19 protein-coding genes, 1 pseudogene and 1 riboswitch are annotated in these 23687 nt (G+C 73.7%); of the genes and pseudogenes, 4 read left to right on the forward strand and 16 right to left on the reverse strand.

Annotation, left to right across the window (positions count from 1 at the left end; translation table 11 throughout):
* Positions 1-2 precede the first annotated feature (2 nt).
* From ACIP8W_RS09105 to ACIP8W_RS09125, 5 genes and pseudogenes are all read right to left on the reverse strand, one after another.
* Positions 3-1292: a bifunctional 3,4-dihydroxy-2-butanone-4-phosphate synthase/GTP cyclohydrolase II gene (locus tag ACIP8W_RS09105; protein ID WP_401949639.1), complete on the reverse strand. Its 1290-nt coding sequence runs from the start codon at positions 1290-1292 to the stop codon at positions 3-5.
* Positions 1289-1954, reverse strand: a complete 666-nt coding sequence (locus ACIP8W_RS09110) for a nicotinamide riboside transporter PnuC (RefSeq protein WP_401949641.1) — start codon at positions 1952-1954, stop codon at positions 1289-1291. Before ACIP8W_RS09110 ends, ACIP8W_RS09105 begins: the two co-directional genes overlap by 4 nt.
* Positions 1951-2556 (reverse strand): riboflavin synthase, encoded by a 606-nt coding sequence (locus ACIP8W_RS09115; protein ID WP_401949642.1) that lies wholly within the window; start codon positions 2554-2556, stop codon positions 1951-1953. Before ACIP8W_RS09115 ends, ACIP8W_RS09110 begins: the two co-directional genes overlap by 4 nt.
* Positions 2557-3678 carry a bifunctional diaminohydroxyphosphoribosylaminopyrimidine deaminase/5-amino-6-(5-phosphoribosylamino)uracil reductase RibD gene (ribD, locus tag ACIP8W_RS09120; protein WP_402202613.1) on the reverse strand — a complete coding sequence of 374 codons (1122 nt, stop codon included), beginning with the start codon at positions 3676-3678 and terminating at the stop codon, positions 2557-2559. It lies immediately after the preceding gene.
* Between the two features lie 187 nt (positions 3679-3865).
* Positions 3866-3996, reverse strand: a riboswitch (FMN riboswitch).
* A 101-nt stretch (positions 3997-4097) separates the two neighbouring features.
* Positions 4098-4609: pseudogene (locus ACIP8W_RS09125) on the reverse strand (ROK family transcriptional regulator); the annotation flags it as partial.
* Between the two features lie 99 nt (positions 4610-4708).
* Between ACIP8W_RS09125 and ACIP8W_RS09130 the strand changes: the two are divergent.
* Positions 4709-5944, forward strand: coding sequence for an MFS transporter (locus ACIP8W_RS09130; protein WP_401949645.1), 1236 nt, complete (start codon positions 4709-4711; stop codon positions 5942-5944).
* A gap of 161 nt (positions 5945-6105) precedes the next feature.
* Positions 6106-7464 (forward strand): uracil-xanthine permease family protein, encoded by a 1359-nt coding sequence (locus tag ACIP8W_RS09135; protein WP_401949648.1) that lies wholly within the window; start codon positions 6106-6108, stop codon positions 7462-7464.
* Here the strand turns inward: ACIP8W_RS09135 and ACIP8W_RS09140 are convergent, their stop codons facing one another.
* From ACIP8W_RS09140 to ACIP8W_RS09150, 3 genes are all read right to left on the reverse strand, one after another.
* Entirely contained in the window at positions 7465-8715 is a 1251-nt protein-coding gene (locus ACIP8W_RS09140; protein ID WP_402202501.1) for a glycoside hydrolase family 6 protein, read from the reverse strand.
* Between the two features lie 151 nt (positions 8716-8866).
* Positions 8867-10558, reverse strand: a complete 1692-nt coding sequence (locus tag ACIP8W_RS09145) for a flavin monoamine oxidase family protein (RefSeq protein ID WP_401949654.1) — start codon at positions 10556-10558, stop codon at positions 8867-8869.
* A 57-nt stretch (positions 10559-10615) separates the two neighbouring features.
* The gene (locus ACIP8W_RS09150; protein WP_401949657.1) at positions 10616-11413 is read right to left on the reverse strand and encodes a carbon-nitrogen hydrolase family protein; all 798 of its coding nucleotides are present in this window, start codon (positions 11411-11413) and stop codon (positions 10616-10618) included.
* A 204-nt stretch (positions 11414-11617) separates the two neighbouring features.
* Between ACIP8W_RS09150 and ACIP8W_RS09155 the strand changes: the two genes are divergently transcribed.
* On the forward strand, positions 11618-12172 hold the full coding sequence (locus tag ACIP8W_RS09155; protein ID WP_402202503.1) for a Repetin: 555 nt from the start codon (positions 11618-11620) through the stop codon (positions 12170-12172).
* Here the strand turns inward: ACIP8W_RS09155 and ACIP8W_RS09160 are convergent.
* From ACIP8W_RS09160 to fmt, 7 genes are all read right to left on the reverse strand, one after another.
* Positions 12169-12621, reverse strand: a complete 453-nt coding sequence (locus tag ACIP8W_RS09160; protein WP_401949663.1) for an Lrp/AsnC family transcriptional regulator — start codon at positions 12619-12621, stop codon at positions 12169-12171. The genes ACIP8W_RS09155 and ACIP8W_RS09160 overlap by 4 nt on opposite strands.
* Before the next feature lie 541 nt (positions 12622-13162).
* Positions 13163-14038 (reverse strand): RNA polymerase sigma factor SigF, encoded by an 876-nt coding sequence (locus ACIP8W_RS09165; protein WP_402202505.1) that lies wholly within the window; start codon positions 14036-14038, stop codon positions 13163-13165.
* A 120-nt stretch (positions 14039-14158) separates the two neighbouring features.
* Positions 14159-15622, reverse strand: a complete 1464-nt coding sequence (locus ACIP8W_RS09170) for a GuaB1 family IMP dehydrogenase-related protein (RefSeq protein ID WP_401950433.1) — start codon at positions 15620-15622, stop codon at positions 14159-14161.
* A gap of 246 nt (positions 15623-15868) precedes the next feature.
* A complete protein-coding gene (locus tag ACIP8W_RS09175) occupies positions 15869-16918 on the reverse strand; it encodes a sugar-binding transcriptional regulator (RefSeq protein ID WP_401949669.1) in 1050 nt (349 codons plus the stop codon).
* Between the two features lie 113 nt (positions 16919-17031).
* On the reverse strand, positions 17032-17715 hold the full coding sequence (gene rpe / locus ACIP8W_RS09180; protein WP_401949672.1) for a ribulose-phosphate 3-epimerase: 684 nt from the start codon (positions 17713-17715) through the stop codon (positions 17032-17034).
* A gap of 114 nt (positions 17716-17829) precedes the next feature.
* Positions 17830-19260, reverse strand: a complete 1431-nt coding sequence (locus ACIP8W_RS09185; protein WP_402202507.1) for an RsmB/NOP family class I SAM-dependent RNA methyltransferase — start codon at positions 19258-19260, stop codon at positions 17830-17832.
* Between the two features lie 37 nt (positions 19261-19297).
* Positions 19298-20236, reverse strand: coding sequence for a methionyl-tRNA formyltransferase (fmt, locus tag ACIP8W_RS09190; protein ID WP_402202509.1), 939 nt, complete (start codon positions 20234-20236; stop codon positions 19298-19300).
* A 370-nt stretch (positions 20237-20606) separates the two neighbouring features.
* On the opposite strand from fmt, the gene ACIP8W_RS09195 reads away from it, so the two are divergent.
* The gene (locus ACIP8W_RS09195; protein WP_401949680.1) at positions 20607-21128 is read left to right on the forward strand and encodes a hypothetical protein; all 522 of its coding nucleotides are present in this window, start codon (positions 20607-20609) and stop codon (positions 21126-21128) included.
* Between the two features lie 220 nt (positions 21129-21348).
* On the opposite strand, the gene ACIP8W_RS09200 is transcribed toward ACIP8W_RS09195, so the two are convergent.
* Positions 21349-23625, reverse strand: a complete 2277-nt coding sequence (locus ACIP8W_RS09200; protein WP_402202511.1) for a primosomal protein N' — start codon at positions 23623-23625, stop codon at positions 21349-21351.
* Between the last annotated feature and the right edge of the window lie 62 nt (positions 23626-23687).

Below are 23687 nucleotides of genomic sequence, written 5' to 3' on the forward strand. Positions count from 1 at the left end.
GATTACTGGTTGCCGCAGGTGGCCGCCGCCGGGTCGAGCCACGGCAGGTCGTGGCCCATCCGGTCGCGCTTGGTCCGCAGGTAGCGCAGGTTGTGCTCGCCGGCCTGTACGGGCATGGGCTCGCGCCCGGTGACCCGCAGCCCGTGCGCGACGAGCGCCGTGATCTTGTCGGGGTTGTTGGTCATCAGCCGCAGGCCGCGTACCCCGAGGTCGTCGAGGATCCGCGCGCCCGCCGCGTAGTCGCGGGCGTCGGCGGGCAGGCCGAGTTCCAGGTTGGCGTCGAGGGTGTCCCGGCCGCGCTCCTGGAGTTCGTACGCGCGCAGCTTGGACAGCAGGCCGATGCCGCGCCCCTCGTGGCCGCGCAGATAGACGACGACCCCGCGCCCCTCGGCGGTGACGCGCTCCATGGACGCCTGGAGCTGCGGGCCGCAGTCGCAGCGCTGGGAGCTGAAGATGTCGCCGGTCAGGCACTCGGAGTGGACGCGGACGAGCAGGTCCTCGCCGTCGCCGATCTCCCCGTGGACGAGGGCGACATGCTCGACGCCGTCGATGACCGAGCGGTAGCCGTACGCGGTGAAGTGGCCGTACGCCGTGGGCAGGCTGACCTCGGCCTCGCGGCGTACGGTCGGCTCGGAGGTCCGGCGGTAGGCGATCAGGTCCTCGATGGAGATGATCGTCAGCCCGTGTTTGCGGGCGAACGGGATCAGCTCGGGCAGCCGCAGCATCACCCCGTCCTCGCCCGCGATCTCCACGATCGCACCGGCCGGGCGCAGTCCGGCGAGCCGCGCCAGATCGACGGCGGCCTCGGTGTGGCCGTCGCGGGCGAGCACCCCGCCCGGCTTGGCGCGCAGCGGGAAGACATGGCCGGGGCGTACGAAGTCACCGGGGCCGCTGTCGCCGCCGGCGGCCAGCAGCCGCAGGGTGGTGGCCCGGTCGGCGGCGGAGATGCCGGTGGTGACGCCGTGTCGGGCGGAGGCGTCGACGGAGACGGTGAAGGCCGTACGCATCGACTCGGTGTTGTTGCCGACCATCTGCGGGAGTTCGAGGCGGTCCAGCTCCGGCCCCTCCATGGGGGCGCAGATCAGTCCCCGGCACTCGCTCATCATGAACGCGATGATCTCGGGGGTGGCCTTCTCGGCCGCGAGGACGAGATCCCCCTCGTTCTCGCGGCCCTCGTCGTCCACGACGACGACCGGGCGGCCCGCCGCGATATCGCGTACGGCCTGTTCCACGGGGTCGAGCGAGAGGTCCTCGACATTGTCGACGGAGTACCACGTGGGCGGTGTGCTCATGCTGTTGCTCCTTCCAGGGACGGCGACGGGGCGCCGGCTCGGGAGCGCAGCCACCAGTCGCGCAGCCCCCACAGGACGAGGGCGAGGTAGACGACGTACACGAGGCCGGAGAAGGCGAGCCCGCTGCTGAAGGCGAGCGGTACGCCGACGAGGTCGACGAGCAGCCAGGCGAACCAGAACTCGACGAGCCCCCGGGCCTGGGCGACCATCGCGGCGAGGGTGCCGACGAAGATGTACGCGTCGGGCCAGGGGTTCCAGGACAGCTCGGGTACGGCGACGAACAGTCCGCCGACGGCGAGGGTGCCCAGGGCCGCACCGCCGAGGAGGACTCCGCGCTCGCGCCAGGTGGCGAAGCGGACGGCGATCGAGCCGAAAGAACCGTCATCGGCTCGCCGCCTCCCACGCTGCCAGAGCCGCCAGCCCCACAGCGCCACGCCCATGACGAGCAGCTGCTTGCCGACTCCGCCGCTGAGCTGGGCGGAGGAGTAGGCGGCGACCAGGATCAGGCCGGAGAGGAACTGGGCGGGCCAGGTCCAGATCGAGCGGCGCCAGCCGAGCGCGAGCGCGGCCAGTCCGATGGTGTTGCCGATCATGTCGGACCACAGGATGTGCTGGTCGAAGGCGGTGAACGCCTCACTGTTCAGCCAGGACAGGGTACTCACCGGGTCTCCTCGGTACCGTGGCCGAGCAGCCGCTCGACGTACTTGGCGATGACATCGACTTCGAGGTTGACCGGGTCGCCGGGTCCCTTGATGCCGAGCGTGGTCAGCGCGAGGGTGGTGGGGATGAGGCTGATGGTGAAGTAGTCGGTGCCCGCGTCGACGACCGTGAGGCTGACGCCGTCGACGGTGATCGAGCCCTTCTCGACGACATAGCGGGTCAGCGCGGCGGGCAGCGAGACCTTGACGATCTCCCAGTGCTCGGACGGGGTGCGCTCGACGATGGTGCCGGTGCCGTCCACATGGCCCTGGACGATATGTCCGCCGAGCCGGCCGCCGAGGGCCATGGGCCGCTCCAGATTGACCCGGGAGCCGGTGCTCAGCGCGCCGAGGCTGGACCTGTTGAGCGTCTCCGCCATCACATCGGCGGTGAACTCGCCGTCGCCGAGGTCCACGACCGTGAGACAGACACCGTTGACGGCGATGGAATCGCCGTGCCCGGCGCCCTCGGTGACGACGGGTCCGCGCAGTCGGAAGCGAGAGGCGTCACCGAGGTTCTCGATGGCGGTGACCTCACCCAGTTCTTCGACGATTCCGGTGAACACTCAACGCTCCTTTGTGACAGGCGGGACAGTCATGGCAGGCATGGCAGGCATGGCAGGCATGGCAGGCGTGACAGGAAGGGATTCGGGGGTCGCGGTGATCCGCAGGTCGGGGCCGATCCGTACGGCCTCGGTCAGCCGCAGCCGCAGCGCCTCGGCGAGCGTGCCGATCCCGGCGTCCGCGAGGGCCGCGGGGCCCGCGCCGAGCAGGACGGGTGCGAGATAGCCGACGACCTTGTCGACCGCCCCGGCGGCGATGAACGCCCCGGCCAGGGTCGGCCCGCCTTCGAGGAGTACGGAGCGCACACCGCGCTCGTGGAGGGCGGCCAGCAGGGCGGGGATGTCCAGTCCGGTGGCGGCGCGCGGCAGCCGTACGGTCCCGGGCAGCGCGCCCGCGTCGGCGTCCTCGGCGATCGCGATCAGGGTGGGCGCGGCGCCGTCCAGGACCCGGGCGCCGGGCCGCACGGCGGTGGCGGAGGTGTCGACGACCACCCGCAGCGGCTGGACGGCGCCCTCGATGCCGCGCACGGCGAGCTGCGGGTCGTCGGCGCGGGCGGTACCGGAGCCGACCACGACCGCGTCGGCCTCGGCCCGCAGCCGGTGGACATCGGCGCGCGCCTCGGGGGAGGTGATCCAGCGGCTGGTGGAGTCGGCGGCGGCGATCCGGCCGTCGAGGGTCGCCGCGTACTTCCACAGGACATAGGGACGGCCGAGCCGTACGGAGGTGAGCCAGGCGGTGTTCCCGGCCGCCGCCTCCTCGGCGAGCAGCCCCTGCCGTACGCGGATCCCGGCACCCCGCAGGGTGTCGCCGCCGCCGCTCGCCTGCGGGGTCGGGTCGGCCACCGCGTACTCGACCCGGGCGATACCGGCGTCGATGAGCGCCTGGGCGCAGGGGCCGGTGCGGCCGGTGTGGGCGCAGGGTTCGAGGGTGATGTACGCGGTACCGCCACGGGCCCGGGGGCCGGCCGCGCGCAGTGCGTGGACCTCGGCGTGCGGGCCGCCGGCGCGGAGGTGGAACCCCTCGCCCGCGAGCTGTCCCGAGGCGTCGAGGATCACGCAGCCGACGACCGGGTTGGGGCTGGTGGAGCCGAGTCCGCGAGCCGCCAGCACTACGGCGCGACGCATGGCGTCCACGTCGGTGACGGTCTGGGCCTGGGTGGCCACCGGGTCCTCCTGCCTCTTCGGGCACGGACTCCGGGGCCTGTCGATGACGACAGATGAAGCGGAACGCGTACGGGAACGCCGAAGCCGAAGGACCGGCCCGTCCGGAGACGGACCGCCCACAAGGCGGCGTACCTGTGCGATCGATCCGCCGCGCACTGCCTCCCATCCGGACTTTCACCGTCGGTACAGGAATCTCACCTGCTCAACCGACCGCTGGATGCGGACGGGTCGCGGACTATAACCGCCGGTTCGGAATTACACCGACCCCGGAGTGCGCTAGCTATTGGTACTCGACCAGTGTGCCACGGCTGATCGTCGGCCATCCGGGTGACTTATGTGGCCTGACTCACAAAAGGGACCTCGTCTCGACAGCTGGACGGTCAGGGGGCGGAATGTCCCGCGGTGAAGAGTTCGTCCTGTGCCGCGTCCCACGCTGTGAGCAGCGCGCCGGTCAGGACGGCGGCGCCGCCGAGCGTTCCGGCCCTGACCTCCGTGCGCAGCGGGGACATCGCGGCGAGCCGGTCCTCGACGCGGGCGGCCAGGGCGGCGCCGCCCGCGTGGCCGACCTCACCGGCCAGCACGATCCGGCCGGGGTCGAGTACGGCGCTGACGGAGGCCGCGCCGAGGGCCAGCCGGTCGGCGAGCGCGTCGAGGAACCCGCCCGCGTCCATGGGCCGCCGGTGCCGCTCCCCGGACGCGCCCGATGACCGGCGTCGCGCGCCACCGCCACGCGGACCAGGGCGGCGGCGGGCGGTTCCGGCGGCTGTGCGGCGGCCTCGATCCCGTACTCCGCGGCCAGTTCACGGACGGCGGCCGAGCCGGCCAGACTGTGGAAGCCGCCGTCGCAGGAGAGCGCCGAGGGCAGGCGTACGATGCCGGGCACGGGCAGGAAGATGGGCAGGACGGCCTCGGCGAAAGGGGCGCCCAGCAGGTCCGCGACGACGACGGAGACGCTGTGGGTGCGTACGTCGCAGGAGGGAAGCAGGACCCCATGTCCGTCGAAGCGGTTGATGGCCCGTCCGGACCGGACGGGCCGTATGACCCGCGGAGGCTGCGGCGCGCCAGGTACGCCGTCGCCGCCGTCTTCTGTGTGCACGGAGCGGTCACCGGGAACTTCGCCACCCGGGTCCCCTGGATCCAGGACCACACCGGGATCAGCGCGGGACAGCTGGGCCTCGCGCTGGCCTTCCCCGCGCTCGGCGCCTCGCTCGCGATGCCGCTGGCCGGCGCGGTCAGCCACCGCTTCGGCGCGCGCACCGCGCTGCGCGGACTGCTCGCGCTGTGGACCCTCTCGCTGACCCTGCCCGCCGTCGCGCCCGATCTCCTGACCCTGTGTCTGGCGCTGTTCGTGTACGGCGCGAGCGCGGGCATGTCGGATGTGGCGATGAACGCCCTCGGGGTCGAGACCGAGAAGCGCCTCGACAAGTCGATCATGTCCGGCCTGCACGGCATGTGGAGCGTGGGCGCGCTGATCGGCTCGGCGGCCGGAGCGCTCGCTGCGCATCTGGGCAGCGATGCCCGGCTGCACCACCTGCTGGCGGCGGTCGTGCTCACGGCGCTGGGCATGGCGGCCTGCCAGGGCGTACTGGACCTGCGCGGCACGCCCGGCGAGGAGGCGCCGCCGCGCTTCGCGCCGCCGCCGAGGTCCGCGCTGCTCATCGGCGCGATCGGGTTCTGCGCGGTGTTCGCGGAGGGCGCGAGCCTGGACTGGTCGGCGGTCTATCTCCGGGACGTCCTGGACACCTCCCCCGGTGTCGCGGCGGCCTCGACCACCGCCTTCGCGCTCACCATGGCCGTGGCCCGGCTCGCGGGCGACCGGGTGGTCGACCGGTTCGGTGCCGTACGGACCGTACGGACGAGCGGGGTGCTGGCCGTCGCGGGCGGTCTGCTGATCGTCCTGGCCCCGTACCCCGTGGCCGCGATGGCCGGTTTCGCGCTGCTGGGGCTCGGGGTGGCCGTGGTGGTCCCGCTCGCCTTCGCGGCGGCGGGGCGCGCCGGGCCGAACCCGAGCCAGGCCATCGCGGGGGTCGCCACCATCACGTACACCTCGGGGCTGATCGCGCCCTCGGCGATCGGCGCGGTCGCCGATGTGACCTCGCTGGTGGTGTCGTTCGGGCTGGTGACGCTGCTGGCCTGCGGTCTGGTGCTGGGCGCGGGGGTGCTGCGTACGGGCGACCGGCGGCCGTCGGGGGCGGCCCCGGCGAGGAGCGGCCCGCCCGTGGAGTGAGCCGGGCCCGTCGGGGGCGGGAGAGCACGGCATTTACCATGAGCTGATCTTTTCGGGCCATGGGTTTCCCGGCCGCCGCCGGTTCTCCCTGCGGCCCACGCTCAGTTCCGTACACGTCGTACGCGTTTTCCGTACACGTTCTCGTACAAAGGTGGAGCCTCATGAATCTCGGCGTGCGCTGGACCCTGCACGGCGACGGGAAGACCCCCGCCCCCGGCGCGGTCGTCCGCCCCGACGAGCGGCTCTCCTGGCCCCGTACGGCGGGGCTCGGCGCCCAGCACGTGGTGGCGATGTTCGGGGCGTCGTTCGTCGCGCCGGTGCTGATGGGGCTCGACCCCAACCTCGCGATCATGATGTCCGGGGTCGCCACGGTGATCTTCCTGCTGGCGACCCGGGGCCGGGTGCCGAGCTATCTCGGCTGTTCGCTCTCCTTCGTCGGGGTGGCCGCCATCATCCGGGCCTCGGGCGGCGACAGCTCCACCGTCACCGGCGCGATCCTGGTGGTCGGCGCGGTGCTCTTCCTGACCGGGCTCGCGGTCCGGCACTTCGGTGCCCGGATCGTCCACGCCGCGATGCCGCCCGTGGTGACGGGCGCGGTCGTGATGCTGATCGGCTTCAACCTGGCGCCCGTGACGGCCTCGACGTACTGGCCGCAGGACCAGTGGACCGCGCTGCTGGTGATGGCGTTCACCGGGTTCGCCGTGGTCTGTCTGCGGGGTTTCTGGTCCCGGATCGCGATCTTCCTCGGGCTGGTCTTCGGCTACGGGATCTCCTGGCTGTTCGACCGGATCCTCGGCCGGATCCACTCCCCGGCGGGCGGCGCGGAGGCCGTCGACCACTGGCGGCTCGATCTGTCGGGCGTCGGCTCCGCGCCGTGGATCGGACTGCCCGACTTCCACGCGCCGAGCTTCGAGTGGTCGGCGATCCTGGTCGCGCTGCCGGTGGTCATCGCGCTGATCGCGGAGAACGCCGGGCATGTGAAGGCGGTCGGCGAGATGACGGGCGAGTCGCTCGACGACCAGCTGGGCACGGCCATCGCGGCGGACGGCGCGGCGTCGATGCTCTCCACCGCCGTGGGCGGGCCGGCCAACACCACGTACTCCGAGAACATCGGGGTCATGGCGGCCACCCGGGTCTACTCCACCGCCGCCTACTGGGCCGCCGCGGGGTTCGCCCTGCTCTTCGGGCTCTGCCCGAAGTTCGGCGCGGTCGTGGCGGCGGTCCCCGGCGGGGTGCTCGGCGGGATCACCGTCATCCTGTACGGGATGATCGGCCTGCTCGGCGCCCAGATCTGGACCAACGCCGGGGTCGACCTGCGCAATCCACTCCATCTGGTGCCGACCGCGGCGGGCATCATCATCGGGGTCGGCGGGGTGGGTCTGAAGATCACCGACAACTTCGAGCTGAGCGGGATCGCGCTCGGCACGCTCGTGGTGATCATCGGCTACCACGTGCTGCGGGCGCTCGCCCCGGCGCATATGAGGGAACCGGCCGCGCGGGACCGTACCTCCCCGCGGTGATCAGCCCTTCGCCAGCTCATAGGCGTGGTCGGGGGTGAACGAACCGGCCGCGCCCGTGCAGCCGTCCGACTCCCCCGGCAGCTTCACCCACAGATACGCGTCGATCCGCGCCTCGCCCGTCTCCGTCGTCGGCGGCTGCCCCAGCGCCCGGCCCGCCGGATCGCACCACTGTCCGGCGGGCGGCGCGCCGTTGCCGTTGCGGCTGGTGTCGATGACGGCGCCGAGCCGGGCGGGGCCGTCGAGCGCGGCCAGCACCTGCCGGGCGTAGACCGCTTCGTCGGGGGTGCGGTGGAAGTTGGCCACATTGGTGAAGATGCCGTCCCCGCTGTCGGCCGCGCCCGCCGCCCGCAGCAGGGACGCCTGCTTGGTCGCGGCGTGCCAGCCGGAGTGCCCGGCGTCGAAGTAGACCTTCGCCCGGGGCGCGGCGGCGTGGATCGTCCGTCCCGCGCGGGCCAGTGAGGCGTAGCGCGCGGCCCGGTCCCGGGGTTCCAGGCAGTCGGAGAGCGCGACCGAGTCGGGTTCCAGGATCACGATGGCGGGCCCGTCGGCGAGTCCGGCCGCGAAGTCCTCGATCCAGCCGTCGTACGCGGCGAGGTCGGGCGCCCCGCCCGCGGAGGCGCCGCCGCAGTCCCGGTCGGGTATCGCGTACGGCACGAGCACGGGCGTCCGCCCGGCCGCCGCCGCCCCGGCCGCCACCGAGCGCACCTGGCCGGTGACGGTCCCGGGGTTGTACGCGGCGAACCAGACCGCCGCCGGACGCGCCGCGATCCGGGACGCGATCAGCGGGCGCCGGGGGTCGCCGGGGTGCTCGGCGACCCAGTCGAGCACCTGGGACGCGGGGTGCCGGTAGAGCGCGGCGGCGGCCGGTTCCGTACGGGCGGGCGCCGCCGCGTCCGGCGGCGCGGACCCGGCCGTACGGGACGGGGACGGGGAGGCGGCCGGGCCCCCGCTCGGTATCCCCGTCGACGGCTCCGTCGACGGCTCCACCGACGGCCGCGCCGGGGGCGGCGCCGGGAACGGTGCGGCCGGGGGCGACGGGGTGGGAACGGCGGGCAGCGGTGCGGGCGTCATCGATTCGGTGATCTCGGGGGCGGCGGTGTTCCGCCCGGCCGGGCCGGCCGTCGCGGTCAGCACTCCGGTGACCGTCCCGACCGCCACCACCACGGAGGCCGCGGCGGCCATCACATGGTGCCGGGCCGCACGCCGCCGTTCGAGCCGCTGCGCACGGCGCCGGATACGCGTTCCCGCCACGTCGGGACCCCCCTCCACACGGTGCCCCGGAGCGGCGCACCTCCAGGAGCGTACGGCCGGAAACGTCCCGTCCCGGCGCGGATCGAACGCGTTGGTCCGCCGGGCGCCAGGGGCCGTGGACACCTGTCGTACGGTGGCCGGGCAGGCCGTCTCAGTCCTCCGGGAGTTCGACCGGCGCCAGCGCGTCGTACAGATCCCCGGGGCCGGGGTTGGTGGCGTCCGTGGCGCCGCCGAAGTGGCGCATCACGCCCCACACCGCGTTGAGCGCGGTCTGCACCGCGCCCTCGGCCCAGCCCGCGGTCCAGGAGATGTCGTCGCCCGCGAGGAAGATCCCGCGTTTGTCGGCGGGCAGCCGGTCCTGCATGAAGTGGGTGAACAGCCGCCGCTGGTAGCGGTAGTGGCCGGGCAGATTGGCCTTGAACGCGCCCATGAAGTACGGCTCGTTCTCCCAGGACACGGTCACCGGGGAGCCGATCAGATGTTTGCGGATATCGACCGAGGGATAGATCTCGCGCAGCGAGTTGAGCATGACCTCCATCCGCTCCTCGGCCGACAGCGGCAGCCATTTGAGACTGTCGTCGCACCAGGTGTACGACAGACAGATGACGGCGGGCCGGTCGGGACCGTCGTCGAGCAGATAGGTCCCCCGGGTCATCCGGTCGGTGAGCGTCATGGACATCGTGTCGCGTCCGCTCACCACGTCCTTGTCCAGCCAGAACGGCCGGTCGACCGGGACGAACAGCTTGGAGGACTCCATGTAATGGGTGCGCTCCATCGCCGTCCAGTGGTCGATCGGGAAGAGCGCGTCATCGCAGGCGATCTTGGAGAGCAGCAGCCAGGACTGCGCGGTGAAGACGGCCGCCCGGTATGTACGGATACGGCCCGAGGCGTCGGTGACGGTGATCCCGTTGCCCGCCGTACGGTGCAGCCGGGTGACGGCGGGCCGGGGCGTACCGTCGTGCAGCGAGGCCAGCGAGGTCCCGGCCGGCCAGTGCGTGATCTTGACGGGCGCGCGCTCCCACAGCCGCACCGGCAGCTGCCTGCTGCCGCCGACGATGGAGCGGTGGTGGTCGTCGGCCTCGGTGTAGACGACCCGCAGGATCTCCAGGATGGAGTGGGGGAAGTCGGTGTCCCAACCGCCGGTGCCGAAGCCGACCTGTCCGAAGATCTCCCGGTGCCGGAAGGACGCGAAGGCCGGGGAGTCGCAGAGGAAGCCGTAGAAGGTCTGGTTGTCGAGCTTCTCGACGAGCCGCGCCCAGATCTCCCGGACGCGGGGGATGTCGCGCTCGCGCAGGGCCCGGTTCATCGCGGAGAAGTCCGCGCCCTCCTCCAGACAGGTGTTCCAGGCGTCCATCACCTCGTGGAAGACCGGGGGCAGCTCGTCGACGGTCCGCGCGTAGTGGGAGCGGCCCTTCAGATCCACGACGGTCGACGAGGTGGCGGGGGCCAGCGGGTTGGGGAACGGCCGGGTCTCCAGCTCCACCAGGTCGATGTAGTGCTGGAGCGCGGTGGAGGACGGCGGGAAGCGCATCGCGCCCATCTCGGCGGTCAGCCCCGGGTCGCAGCCGTCGAAACCGACCGTGCGCAGCCGGCCGCCGATCCGGTCGGCCTCGTACACCACCGGCTTGAGGCCCATCTTCATCAGCTCGTACGCCGTGATGACCCCGGAGAGCCCACCGCCGATGACGGCGACCTCGGCGCCGTGCTCGGTCGCGGGGATCTGGCCGAGCCCGGCGGGGTGCGCCAGGAAGTCGTCGTACGCGTAGGGAAAGTCGGGCCCGGACATGGTGATCGGCGGGCGCGCGTCGGTGTGCCGGCCGGCGGTGGGGACCATGGACGTCATGGGAGAAGGGCTCCTGGCTGGTACGGCGAAGGAAGAAGGAAGAGGAACGGGTCGCGCTCACACCAGCGGCGGGTAGAGCCCGGGGCGGCGGTCCCTGAGGTACGGATTGGCCGCGCGCGAGGCGCTCAGCAGCCCGGTGTCCACCTCACCGAGGACCAGTTCCTCGCCCCGGCCCGCGCGGGTCCGGGTGGCGCCGTCGGGAGCGGCGAGACAGCTCAGCCCGACGAACTCGAACGCGCCCTCCTCGCCGGTCCTGTTCACGTACGCCACATAGAGCTGGTTCTCGAAGGCCCGTACGGGCACCAGGGATTCCGCGACGAACTGGAACGGGTGCATCTGGGCGGTGGGGACCAGCAGCAGATCGGTCCCCGCGAGCGCGTGGGCCCGTACGTTCTCCGGGAACTCCACGTCGTAACAGATCATGATCCCCAGCCGCAGCCCGGCCAGCTCGGCCTGGACGACGGGCAGCTCGCCGGGGGTGAACCAGGCGCGCTCGAAGTCGCCGAAGAGGTGGGTCTTGCGGTAGTTCGCGAGCCGCTCGCCGTCGGCGGCGATCAGCTGCGCGGCGTTGAAGATCCGCCGGCCGTCCCGCTCGGGATAGCCGTACGCCACCGCGATCCCGTGCCGTACGGCGATCTCCGCGACGGCCCGCGCCCCCGGTCCGTCGGCGGGCTCCGCCAGCCGGGGCACCGCGTCGCCGATGGCGTAGCCGGTCAGGAACATCTCGGGGCACGCCAGCAGCCCGGCCCCGGCCGCCGAGGCCCGCCGCGCCGCGTCGTCCAGCACCGCCAGGTTCCCGGCCACCGAACCGGGTCGGCCGGAGCTCTGGAGCAGGGCGGTGCGCAGCGACGGCATGGCTGACCTCGGACGATGCGGGTGACGGGGGACGCACTGACGGTACGGTCCGGCCGCCGCCCCGGACAAGACGCGGCCGTTGCGCGGGGACCACCGATCCCTTGCGCGTTCCGGCGCCCGCCCGGCGATCTGTTGCGCGGGACCCGGAAGACCCGTATCCCGGAAGGGTCGGAGCACCGCACCCCTCCCCGGAAAGGCGGCCCCATGCCCGGACCGTCCCGCCCCCGCACCGCCGCCCTCGTCGCGGCGCTGCTCCTGGCCCCGGGCGCCACCCCGGCGACCGCCGCACCGCTGCCCGGACCGGTGGCGCGCGAGGCGGCGGCGCTCACCGGCAGCGCGAAGCTGTACCGGTCCGCCGGGGACGACATCACCTTCGCCTTCGACGCGCGGCTGGCCGCCGAGGACCGCGCCGACCCGACGAGGGCGACCGGCACGTTCGCGTTCAGCCACGAAGCGCCCCGCGTCCACGGCTCGGCCGAGGGGCGGGTCGACTGTCTGCTGACGGGCGGGAAGGTGGCCGTGGTCAGCGGCGTCATCACCCGGGCGGACCGCGATCTGGCGGGTGCGGTGGGCACCCGGGTCGGGATGACCGTCCACGACCGGGCGGGCGGCGACCGGCTCGGCTACAGCTGGGCGCTGGCCGGCACACCCACCGCCCGGGCCGGGAACCTGCCGCGCTGTGTGAGCTCCGCGCCCTTCGAGCGGGTCGCGGAGGGCACCGGCGACTTCGTGGTGGTGCCCTGGCGGCCGACGGCCTAGAAGGTGCCCGAGGAGTAGCGCCTCAGCAGCGGGGACAGGACGAGGACCGACTTGGTGCGCTCCACATAGGGCTCGCCCGCGATACGTTCCAATACCCGCTCGAAGTGGCGCATATCGGCGGCGAAGACCTGGACGATAGCGTCCGCCTCGCCGGTGACGGTCGAGGCGGCGACGACTTCCGGCATCCGTTCCAGCCCCCGGTGGATGGCCTCGGGCGAGGTGTTGCGGCCGCAGTAGATCTCGATGAACCCCTCGGTCTCCCAGCCGAGGGCCGCCGGATCGACCCGTACGGTGAAACCGGTGATCGCCCCCGCCGCCCGCAGCCGGTCGACGCGGCGTTTCACGGCGGGCGCGGAGAGTCCGACGCGTGAGCCGATGTCGGCGTAGGTGCGGCGGGCGTCCTCGGCGAGGGCGTGGACGATGCGTTCGTCGAGATCGTTGAGTCGCACTGCTGGTGGTTCACTTCTCCGCGTGGCCGGTCGGGAACGGCGGGGCCGGGGAGCGGCGGCGCCGTACCGAAGTAGAACACGAGCGGCCGGACCGGGCCCCGGTGGAAGCCCGCCGCCGGGGCAGAAGAACGGGTGATGGGCGACGAGCCGCATGTGGTGGTCGTGGGCCCGTCGCACCGGGACAGTGCGGCTGCCCGCGGCGCAGCCGCCGAATTCCTCGAACAGCACTGTCCCTGGGCCGGTCTCGACGCGCTCCTGATCGTCGTCTCCGAGCTGGTCACCAACGCGATCCGGCACACCGCCGGATGGTGGCGCCTCCATCTCACGGCGGGGGGGCTGCGTCCTGACCGTGGAGATGGACGACTTCAGCCCGGACCCGCCGGTCGCGCGCGGGCCGGATCCGGCGGGCGGCGGTGGGTCCGGCCGGCACATGGTGGCGCGCCTGGCGGGGCGGGTGGAGATCGGACCGCTGCCGGGCGGCCAACACGTCCGGGCGAGCCGGCGCCGCCCGGCGGCCCCCTGAGCACGGGGCGCGACGGGGCTACTCCACCGCCAGCAGCCCCGCCCGGAGCCGTCCGGTGATCCGGGACAGCAGCCGGGACACATGCATCTGGGAGACGCCCAGTTCGGCGCCGATCTCGGACTGGGTCATCTCGTCGCCGAAGCGCATCCGCAGGATCCGGCGCTCCCGCTCGTCCAGCTCCTCGATGAGCGGTTTCAGCGCCTGGACGTTCTCCGCCGCCTCCAGCCCGGGATCGGGCGCGCCGATCCGGTCGGAGAGCGGGGACGGGGAGTCGGCGGAGCCGTCCGCCGGCAGGTCGAGGGAGCCCGCCGTATAGCCGTTGGCGGCGACGACACCCTCGATGATCTCCTCCTCGTCCAGTCCGAGCCGGGCGGCCAGTTCGGCCGTGGTCGGCGCGCGGTCGAGTCGCTGGGACAGCTCGTCGGTGGCCTTGGCCAGATCGATCCGCAGCTCCTGGAGCCGGCGCGGTACGTGTACGGCCCAGCTGGTGTCCCGGAAGAACCGCTTGATCTCGCCGACGATGTACGGCACGGCGAAGGTCGCGAACTCCACCTCGCGGCTGAGTTCGAACCGGTCGATCGCCTTGATCAGCCCGATGGTACCGACCTGGACGATGTCCTCCATCTGCTCCGAGCGGTTACGGAACCGGGTGGCCGCGTAGCGCACCAGCGCCAGGTTCAGCTCGATCAGGGTGTTGCGTACGTACTGGTGGTCGTGGGTGCCCTCGTCCAACTCCGCCAGCCGGACGAAGTAGAGCTTCGAGATCTCCCGCGCGTCCCTGGGTGCCACTTCCGCCGGGCACTCCACGGCCGGAAGCCCCGGGTCGGCCGCTGCCGGCCGCCCCCGGACTCCGTACCGGACGTGTTCGGTCGGGACCGTGCTCGCCGTGGACACTTCGGCCTCCCCTGCTCGTGGTCGATGCAGGGCGCGTGTACCCCGTACCCGGCCACTCATGCGCACCACCTGGACCCGGCCCCCGCGCATGGCGGAGGACCGGGCCCTGGAGCTGGGGCACTAGCTCCAGCTGGCGTGCAGCGGCTTGCCCTCGGCGTATCCGGCGGCGCTCTGGACGCCGATGATCGCCTTCTCGGCGAACTCCTCCAGGGAGTTGGCGCCCGCGTAGGTGCACGAGGAGCGCACCCCCGCGATGATCGAGTCGATCAGGTCCTCGACCCCGGGGCGCGCCGGGTCGAGGAACATCCGCGAGGTGGAGATGCCCTCCTCGAACAGCGCCTTGCGGGCCCGGTCGTAGGCCGATTCCTCGCTCGTACGGTTACGGACGGCGCGGGCGGACGCCATACCGAAGGACTCCTTGTAGAGCCGCCCGTCGGAGGCCTGCTGAAGGTCGCCCGGGGACTCGTACGTACCGGCGAACCAGGAGCCGATCATCACGTTCGAGGCACCGGCGGCGAGCGCCATGGCGACATCGCGGGGGTGCCTGACCCCGCCGTCCGCCCAGACGTGCTTGCCGTGCTTCTTCGCCTCGGCGGCGCACTCCATGACGGCCGAGAACTGCGGCCTGCCGACGCCGGTCATCATGCGGGTGGTACACATCGCGCCGGGGCCGACCCCCACCTTGATGATGTCCGCGCCGGCCTCGATCAGATCGCGCACGCCCTCGGCGGCGACGATGTTGCCCGCGACGATCGGCACCTTCGGGTCCAGCGCGCGGACCGCGCGGACCGCCGCGATCATCGACTCCTGGTGGCCGTGGGCCGTGTCGACGACGAGGGTGTCGACGCCCGCGTCGAGGAGCTGCGCGGCCTTGCCCGCCACATCACCGTTGACACCGACGGCGGCGGCGATCCGCAGCTTCCCCCCGGCGTCGGTGGCGGGCGTGTAGAGGGTCGCGCGCAGGGCGCCCTTGCGGGTGAGGATGCCGACGAGCCGGCCCTCGGCGTCGACGGCCGGGGCGAGCTTGCGGTTGGCGCTGTCGAGGGTGGTGAATGCCTCGCCCGGGTCCATGTCGGCGGAGATCAGCACCAGGTCCTTCGACATGACCTCGGAGAGCTGGGTGAAGCGGTCGACCCCGGCCAGATCGTGGTCGGTGACGATCCCCACGGGCCGCCGCTCGCCGTCGACCACGACGCCCGCGCCGTGTGCCCTCTTGGGCAGCAGGGACAGCGCGTCGCCGACGGTCTGGAAGGGGGTCAGCACGATCGGGGTGTCGAGCACCAGATGGCGGGTCTTGACCCAGGAGATGACGTCGGTGACGACCTCGATCGGGATGTCCTGCGGAATGACGACGAGACCGCCGCGCCGGGCGACCGTCTCGGCCATCCGGCGGCCCGCGATGGCGGTCATGTTCGCGACGACGAGCGGAATGGTGGTGCCGGTCCCGTCCTGGGCGGCGAGGTCCACCGCCTGGCGGGAGCCCACGGCCGACCGGCTCGGGACCATGAAGACATCGTCGTAGGTCAGGTCGTACGGCGGCTGGAGGTCGTTGAGGAAGCGCACGTGCTGAACATCCCAGTCGATCGGAGGTGCCCCGGTCGGTGGAGCCGGGGAAAACGCACGTACTTGATTCTCCCACGGCGGCCCCCGTAATCCCGGCGGGAGAAACCCCCAATAACGGACGGGGCCCTCTGGTGCGATCCACCAAAGGGCCATCCCGCCCGGTCGTCGGGCCTCGGTCGTCGGCGCTCGGTCGTCGGCGCTCGGTCGTCGAACCTCGGGCAGCGGGCCCGATCGTCGGACTCGGTCGTCGGGCCTCGGTCGTCGGACTCAGTCGTCGTCCGGGTCCGCGCGGTCCAGCGCGGGGTGCGGCGCCGGGGTGAACCCGGTGAGCAGGAAGTCCGCCGCCGCGGTGTCCGTGACCAGGCTGGTGACCAGCCCGGAGCGCAGGACCGCCCCGATCGCCTCGGCCTTGCGCAGTCCGCCCGCGATGGCCACGACCTCCGGAATCCGGCGCAGCCGGTCGGCCTCCACCGTGATGCACCGTTCGCCCAGGTCACGGCCGACGAGCCGGCCCTCGGCGTCGAAGAGGTGCGCGGACATCTCGGCGGCGACGCCGAGCGTGGAGTAGTGGGTGCGCTCCTCGTCGGTGAGCATGTCGTGCACCGTGGAGATGCCGGGCTCCCAGGAGCCGATGGAGACGGCCGCGACGGTGACCTTGTCGAAGTACTCGAAGGCGCGCGCGATCCCGGTCTGGCCGCGCAGCGCGGCGGCGGTGGCCGGGTCGGGGAGCAGCATCGGCGCGTAGATCGGGTGCGCCTCGCCGCCGGAGACCTGGGCGGCCCTGCGGACAGCCTCGACAGAGCCGCGCTCCGCGGTGCCCGCGTCGTACACCCCGGTGAGCTGGACGACCGTGCAGGGCGGCAGCCGGTCGAGGGCGGCGGCCATATGGATGGTGGAGCGGCCCCAGGCGAGGCCGAGCACATCGCCCTCGACCACCAGTTCGCCCAGCAGTTCGGCCGCGACCTCACCGAGGTTCTCGGGGTCGGGCGACTCGGCCTCGCCCTCGGCGGGCGACTCGACGACCACCGCGTGCCGCAGGCCGTAGCGGGCGCGCAGCGCGTCGGAGCGCTCCGCGTCCAGCTCGGAGGGGACGCGGATCTCGATCCGTACGAGATCGCGCTCCAGCGCCGTCTCCAGGACCCGGGCCACCTTGAAGCGGCTGACGCCGAACTCCTCGGCGATCTGGATCTTGGACTTGCCCTCCAGATAGAAGCGGCGGGCCATGGCCGCCGCCTGCACCAGCTCCGCGGGTCCCATCCGCAGAGCCGGCCGACCCGCCGACATACCAGGCACCGCGATCTCCTCACTTCTGTTCACATCTGGACCCGCTGTTCATCCTGTCAGATCCGGTGGACCTTGATCGTCCCCGGAACGCTCCGTTCATGTTCCCGTGGCCCACTGGTCCGCCATGACCGTGCGCCGCCCCCGGCTCAGTGCCCGCAGGCCCAGGAGGCCGCGGCGGTGGCCCGGTCCGCCTGCTCGCGCAGCGCCCGGACGGCCGCCGCCGGGTCGTCCGCGCCGTACACCGCGGATCCCGCGACGAACACATCGGCGCCGGCCTCCGCGCAGCGTTCGACGGTCTCCGCCGAGACCCCGCCGTCGACCTGGAGCCACAGGTCGAGGCCGTGCTTGGAGATCAGCTCCCGGGTCCGGCGGATCTTGGGCAGCATGATGTCCAGGAACGCCTGGCCGCCGAAGCCCGGCTCCACGGTCATGATCAGCAGCATGTCCAGCTCGGGGAGCAGGTCCTCGTACTGTTCGACGGGGGTCGCGGGCTTCAGCGCCATCGACGCCCGCGCGCCCTTCGCCCTGATCTCGCGCGCCAGCCGTACGGGAGCGGCGGCGGCCTCCGCGTGGAAGGTGACGGAGCCGGCCCCCGCCTCGACGTACTGCGGGGCCCAGCGGTCCGGGTCCGCGATCATCAGATGGCAGTCCAGCGGGGTGTCCGTCGCCCGTCCGAGCGCCTCGACCACCGGCACGCCCAGGGTCAGATTGGGCACGAAGTGGTTGTCCATGACATCGACATGGAGCCAGTCGGCGCCGTCGACGGCCTTCGCCTCCTCGGCGAGGCGGGCGAAGTCGGCGGAGAGGATGCTGGGGTTGATCTGGGCCATGTACCAAGCCTGCCATGCTCCGGGCGTCTTCCTGACCGCCCGGCGAACCCAGGTGCGAACCGATACCTCGCAGTCCGCGCAATCCGCGCGTCTCGCCCCGGGCCCGCCCCTCCGTCAGGCGGTACGCCGCAGCAGCGCCAGATACATGGCGTCGGTGCCGTGCAGATGCGGCCACAGCTGTACGTCGGGACCGTCGCCCAGCGCCGGTACGCCCGGCATCAGCGGCCTGGCGTCGACCCACTCGGCCTCGACGGCCGGGCCGCCGCGCCCCTTGAGGACGTCCTCGACGACGATCCGGGTCTCCGCGAGATGCGGGGAGCAGGTCGCGTATCCGACGATCCCGCCGACCCGTACCGCCGCGAACGCCTCGCGCAGCAGCGCGCGCTGGAGCGGCGCGAAGCCGTCCAGGTCCTTGGGGATACGCCGCCAGCGCGCCTCGGGCCTGCGCCGCAGCGCGCCCAGGCCCGAGCAGGGGACGTCGACCAGGACCCGGTCGAAGACGCCGGGGACCCAGGGCGGCCGGGTGCCGTCGGCGGTGATGACCTGGTACGGGCCGGGGTTGCCGGCGAGGGTGCGCTCGACGAGGCGGGCGCGGTGCTGCTGCTTCTCTGCGGCGAGCAGGAACGCGCCGCGTTCGGCGGCGAGCGCGGCGAGCAGCGCCGCCTTGCCCCCGGGGCCCGCGCAGCCGTCGAGCCAGCGGGCGTCGGCGCCGTCCAGCGGGGCGTTGGCCACGGCCGCCGCGACCAGCTGACTGCCCTCGTCCTGGACCCCGGCCCGGCCGTCCCGTACCGCTTCGAGCGCCCCCGGCTCGCCGCCCTCGGCGAGCCGTACGGCATACGGCGACCAGCGCCCCGGCAGCCCGGAGTCCTCGCCCAGCTCGGCCATCAGCTCCTCGGTGGTGGCGCGGCCGGGCCGGGCGACCAGGGTCACCTCGGGCCGTTCGTTGTCGGCTTCGAGGAGGTTCTCGATACCGGCGCGGCCACCGCCCAGCGCGTCCCAGAGCGCGGAGACCACCCAGCGCGGGTGCGAGTGGACGACCGCGAGATGGTCCTCGGCGTCCTCGTCGTACGGCGGGGCGACCCGCTCCACCCAGGTCTCCAGGTCGTCCCGCGAGATCTTGCGCAGCACGGCGTTGACGAACTTGGCGCGCCCGTCGCCGAGCACCACCCGGGCCAGCTCCACACTGGCCGAGACGGCCGCGTGGGTCGGGATCCGGGTCCCCAGCAGCTGGTGCGCGCCGAGGGCCAGCACATCGAGCACCGGCGGGTCCACCTCGCGCAGCGGCCGGTCGACGCAGGCCGCGATGATCGCGTCGTACGTGCCCTGACGGCGCAGTGTCCCGTACACCAGCTCGGTGGCGAGAGCCGCGTCCCGTGCCTCGAAGTCGCTGTTCTCACGGGCCTTCTTGAGCAGCGGGGGCAGGACGAGGTTCGCGTACGCGTCCCGCTCGTCGACGGCCCTGAGCACCTCGAAGGCGATGAGCCGTACGGGGTCCTTCTTGGGGCGGCGGTACGGCTTGGAGGGGCGGGGGGCCTGCTGGTTCAAAGGTGCTCCGCGGTGAGAAGAGTCGAACCCGCCCAGCCTACGTCGTCGGGCCGAGCAGCTCACCCGGGGCGATCCTCACCCCGCGCGCCCAGTCGGCGGCGCGCATCGGCTTCTTGCCCTGGGGCTGCACCCAGACCAGCTCGACCTCGTGCGATCCGGTGCCCGCGTACACGTTGTTCTTGCCGACGGCGAGCGCGCCCGGCGCCAGTTCCGTACGGTCGGGGACCAGCGCCACCTGGATCAGCTTGAGCCGCTCGCCGCGGAACACGGTCCAGGCGCCCGGCGCGGGGGTGCAGCCGCGCACCACCCGGTCGACCCGGAGCGCGGGCTCCGCCCACTCCACCTGTGCGTCCTCGACCTTGATCTTCGGCGCGAGCGAGACGCCCTCGGCGGGCTGGACCACCGGCTCCAGCGTGCCGTCCTCGATCCCGTCCATGGTCGCCGCGAGCAGCCCGGAGCCGGCGAAGGCCAGCCGGGTGAGCAGGTCGCCGCTGGTGTCGGTGGGGCGCACCCGCTCCGTGATCACGCCGTAGACCGGCCCGGAGTCCAGCCCCTCCTCGATCCGGAAGGTGGCCGCGCCGGTCACCTCGTCACCGGCCATGACCGCGTGCTGTACGGGCGCGGCGCCGCGCCAGGCGGGCAGCAGCGAGAAGTGCAGATTGACCCAGCCGTGGACCGGCACGTCGAGGGCGGCCTTCGGCAGCAGCGCGCCGTACGCGACGACCGGGCAGCAGTCGGGGCCGATCTCCCGCAGCCGCGCCAGGAACTCCTCGTCCCGGGGCTTCGCCGGCCTGAGCACCTCGATCCCGGCCTCCTGCGCGCGCTGCGCCACCGGACTGGCCACCAGCCTGCGCCCCCGCCCGGCCGGCGCGTCGGGCCGGGTCACCACGGCGACGACCTCGTGCCGGTCGGAGGCGATCAGTGCGTCCAGGGCGGGTACGGCGACCTCGGGGGTGCCGGCGAAGACGAGCTTCATCGGTGACTGACTGCCTCTCGGGCTGACGCGTGGTGGGCGCCCAAGTCTACGGCGTGTCCGGCGAGTCCCCGGTCCGTGCGCCGGGAGGTTCCGCCGGCGCGGGACGCCGGACGAGGCGGGGCGGAACGGGGGCGAGGCCGGGGCGGAGGCGGGGACAGGACGGTAACAAGGCTGGGGACGAGGCGCTCTGCGTACCCGTCCGGACGCCCGCACCACAGGGGGCGTACGACGGCCCGTGCGCCGGGCGCATACGCGCATACGCCCCCGCAGCGTGACCACAGAGCCGGGTAACGCGTTGTCAAGAGAGATTGACCACGCGGACCGCCCCGGTGCGGTCCCTCCTTTCCACGCCGGTTCGAGAGGCTTGTTCATGGCCGACCACGCAACCCACGACGCACAAGCCCGTGCAAGTCTGCACCTGTTGGTGCGGGATATCGAACGGGTCCGGCGACAGGTGGACGCGCTGCGCACCCTCACCGCCCAGCTGGGCAATGTCTACCGCCCACGGCGCTCGGGCCCCTCCACGGGCTTCGTCGTCTACGGCAGGGCCCCCGCCCCGACCGTCCGGCTCGCGCAGGAGCTGCGGGACAGCGTCGAGACCCTGGTGACCGCGGCGGTGGACTTCGACCGCTCGCTGGGGTTCTCGTGGGACGCCGTGGGCTCGGCGCTGGGCGTCACCAAGCAGGCGGTGCACCGGCGTTACGGCACCCGCCGGACCACCCAGCAGCCCGGCGCGGCCGATACCGACCGCCCCCAGGAGTCCCTCGCCCACCGTCCCCCGGTCCCGTCCCTGCCGGGCACCCAGACCGCCACCCCCGTGGTCCCCGCGGCCCGTTCGATGCCCCCGCAGCCCACGGCGCACGCCCCCTTCCCCGCCCCCAGGGGCGGCTGACACCCCGTCGGGCCCCCGGCCGACCCCGCGCCCACCCCGTCCGGAAACGGCGGGCAGGGCGCGGGGCCCGATACCCCGGATCCGGTCGGACGAACGCCGGTGGAGGGCCCGAAGGCCGACGTCCCGAAGCCCCGACGTCTGAAAGCCGGGCGCCCGAACCGGGGTGACCACCGATCAGGCGTCCGCAGGCCGGACGCCCGGAGGTCACCCCGGCAGCCGCTCACCCGATGTCCGGCGGATCCATCCGGATCCGTACCGGCTCGCCACCGGCGCGCGGGGCCCGCGCCAGCCGCGCCGCCTGCGCCGCCTTCAGCGCCCCCGCCAGCGCGGCCCCGTTCCCCGGCGGCACCCGCAGCAGCGCCCGCTCCCACCGCTCCCCCGGCGGCGGGTCGCCGGGCCTGCGCGGCCGGCCCGGGTCCGCCGGCTCCAGCCCCACCGGCCCGAGAACCTCCACGTCGCCGGGCAGCTCCGCGGCGGCCAGGAACGCCCGCACCGCGTCGGGCGGCCCGGTCACCGCCGCCATCCTCGAGACGGGCGGGAACCCCAGCTCGGCCCGCTCCGCCAGCTCACGCCGCGCGTGCCCGACCGGGTCCCACCGCACGAGCGCCTGTACGGGCCGGAGCGTCGGCTCGGCCACCACGACCACCGTGCCGCCCTCGCTCTGCCCCCGGACCAGGGACGACGCCTGTATCCAGCGTCGGAGGGCCTCCTCCCCCGCCCGCAGATCGGGCCGGGTGAGCATCGCCCAGCCGTCGAGCAGCAGCGCCGCCGCGTAACCGCCCTCCGCCACCGGTTCGGCGCCGGGGGTGGAGACGACGAGCGCGGGGCGGCCCGGCACCGAGTCGAGCACATGGTCCCGCCCCGACGTACGGACCGGGACGGCCGGGAACGCCCGGCCCAGCTCCTCCGCCGTCCGCCGCGCCCCCACGATCCGCGCGCGCAGCCGGAACCCTCCGCACTCCGCGCAGTGCCACCCCGGCTCCTCCCGGCCGCACCAGCCGCACCCCAGCCGCCCTTCCGCCGGGGCCTCCAGCGGCCCGGCGCAGTGCCGGCAGCGGGCGGGCGCGCGGCAGCGTTCGCAGGCCAGCCGGGGCGCGTAACCCCGCCGGGGCACCTGCACCAGCACCGGTCCGGTCCTCAGCCCGTCCCTGACCGCCTGCCAGGCGAGGCTGGGCAGCCGGGCCACCCGCGCGGCGCCGTCCCGCGCCAGCTCGCCGTCGCCGATGGTACGGACCAGGGGCGCGGCCTCGCGCACCCGCTCCCTGGAGGCCGCGAGCGGCAGCGCCCAGCCCGTGCCCACCAGCTGGGCCGCCTCAACGGTGCATCCCGTGCTCCCCACCAGGAAGGCGCACCTGTCGTGGGCCGCGCGCAGCAGCAGGACCTCGCGGGCGTGCGGCTGGGGCGCGTGCTGTTCGCTGTGGCTGCCGTCGCCGTCGTCCCAGATGGCGACCAGGCCCAGATCACGGACCGGGGCGAACATCGCGGCCCGCGTCCCGACGACGGCCCGCACCGCGCCGCGCCGCACCGCGAGCCACTGCCGGTAGCGCTTCTCCGGGCCGGCCTCCGCCGTGAGCAGCGCGTGCCGGCCCTCGCCGAGCAGCCCGGTGAGCGCCGCGTCGACCCGCGCGGCGACCCGCCCGTCCGGTACGACGACGAGCGCGCCCCGGCCCGAGGCCAGCGTCGCCGCCACCGCGCGCGCCAGCTCGTCCGCCCAGTGCGGCCCCGGCAGCGCGGTCCATACGGCGCGCGGCGTCCCGCCCCCGGCGAGCGCGCCGAGGAACGCGGGACCGTTCGCGTACCGCTCCCAGGTGCCCGCGTCCGGCGCGGGCGGCGGCGGGGGCGGCTCCGGGGAGGGCTTCGCCTCGGCCCGCGCGTTCCTCGGCGGGATCGCGAGCTGGAGTACGTCCGCGAGGCTTCCCGCGTACCGGTCGGCGACCGCGCGCGCGAGCCCGAGCAGCTCGGCGCTGAGCACCGGCTCGGGCGACACCACCCCGGCCAGCGCCGCCAGCGGCCCCGCGTAGTCCGACTCGGCCCGCCGCTCGACCACGAACCCGTCGATCAGCCCGCCGCCCTCCCGGCGCCCGCCCCGCACCTGCCGGGCCCCGGCCCCGAACCGCACCCGCACCCGCACCCCCGGCTGCGCCGCCCCGTCGAGCTCTTCCGGCACGGCGTAGTCGAAGAACTGGTCGAGGTGCAGCACCCCCTTGTTCACCACCACCCGCGCGACGGGCAGCTCCGCCGCCAGCGCGGCCCCCCGCCAGGTCCGCGGCTTCGCCCGCGGCACCTTCGCCTGCCGCACGCTCTCCCGGATCAGCGCGAGCTGCTCGGGACCCCCACCCCGGACGGGCGCCCCGGCCCCGGCGGACTCCTCTCCCCCGGCGGGCTCCCCGGCCCGGGTGGGCTCCCCTCCCCCGGCAGGCTCCCCGCCCGCACGGCGCGCCCCTCCCCCGGCGGGCTCCCCGGCCCCCCTGTCCTGCCTGCCGTCGTCGCTGCTCACGGCCTCATACCTACCAGACCGCACTGACAAGCCCCCACCACGCGACAAGGCCCCGGACCGTC

The sequence above is a fragment of the Streptomyces sp. NPDC088554 genome (assembly GCF_044752945.1).
In the GTDB taxonomy this organism is placed as follows: Bacteria; Actinomycetota; Actinomycetes; order Streptomycetales; family Streptomycetaceae; genus Streptomyces.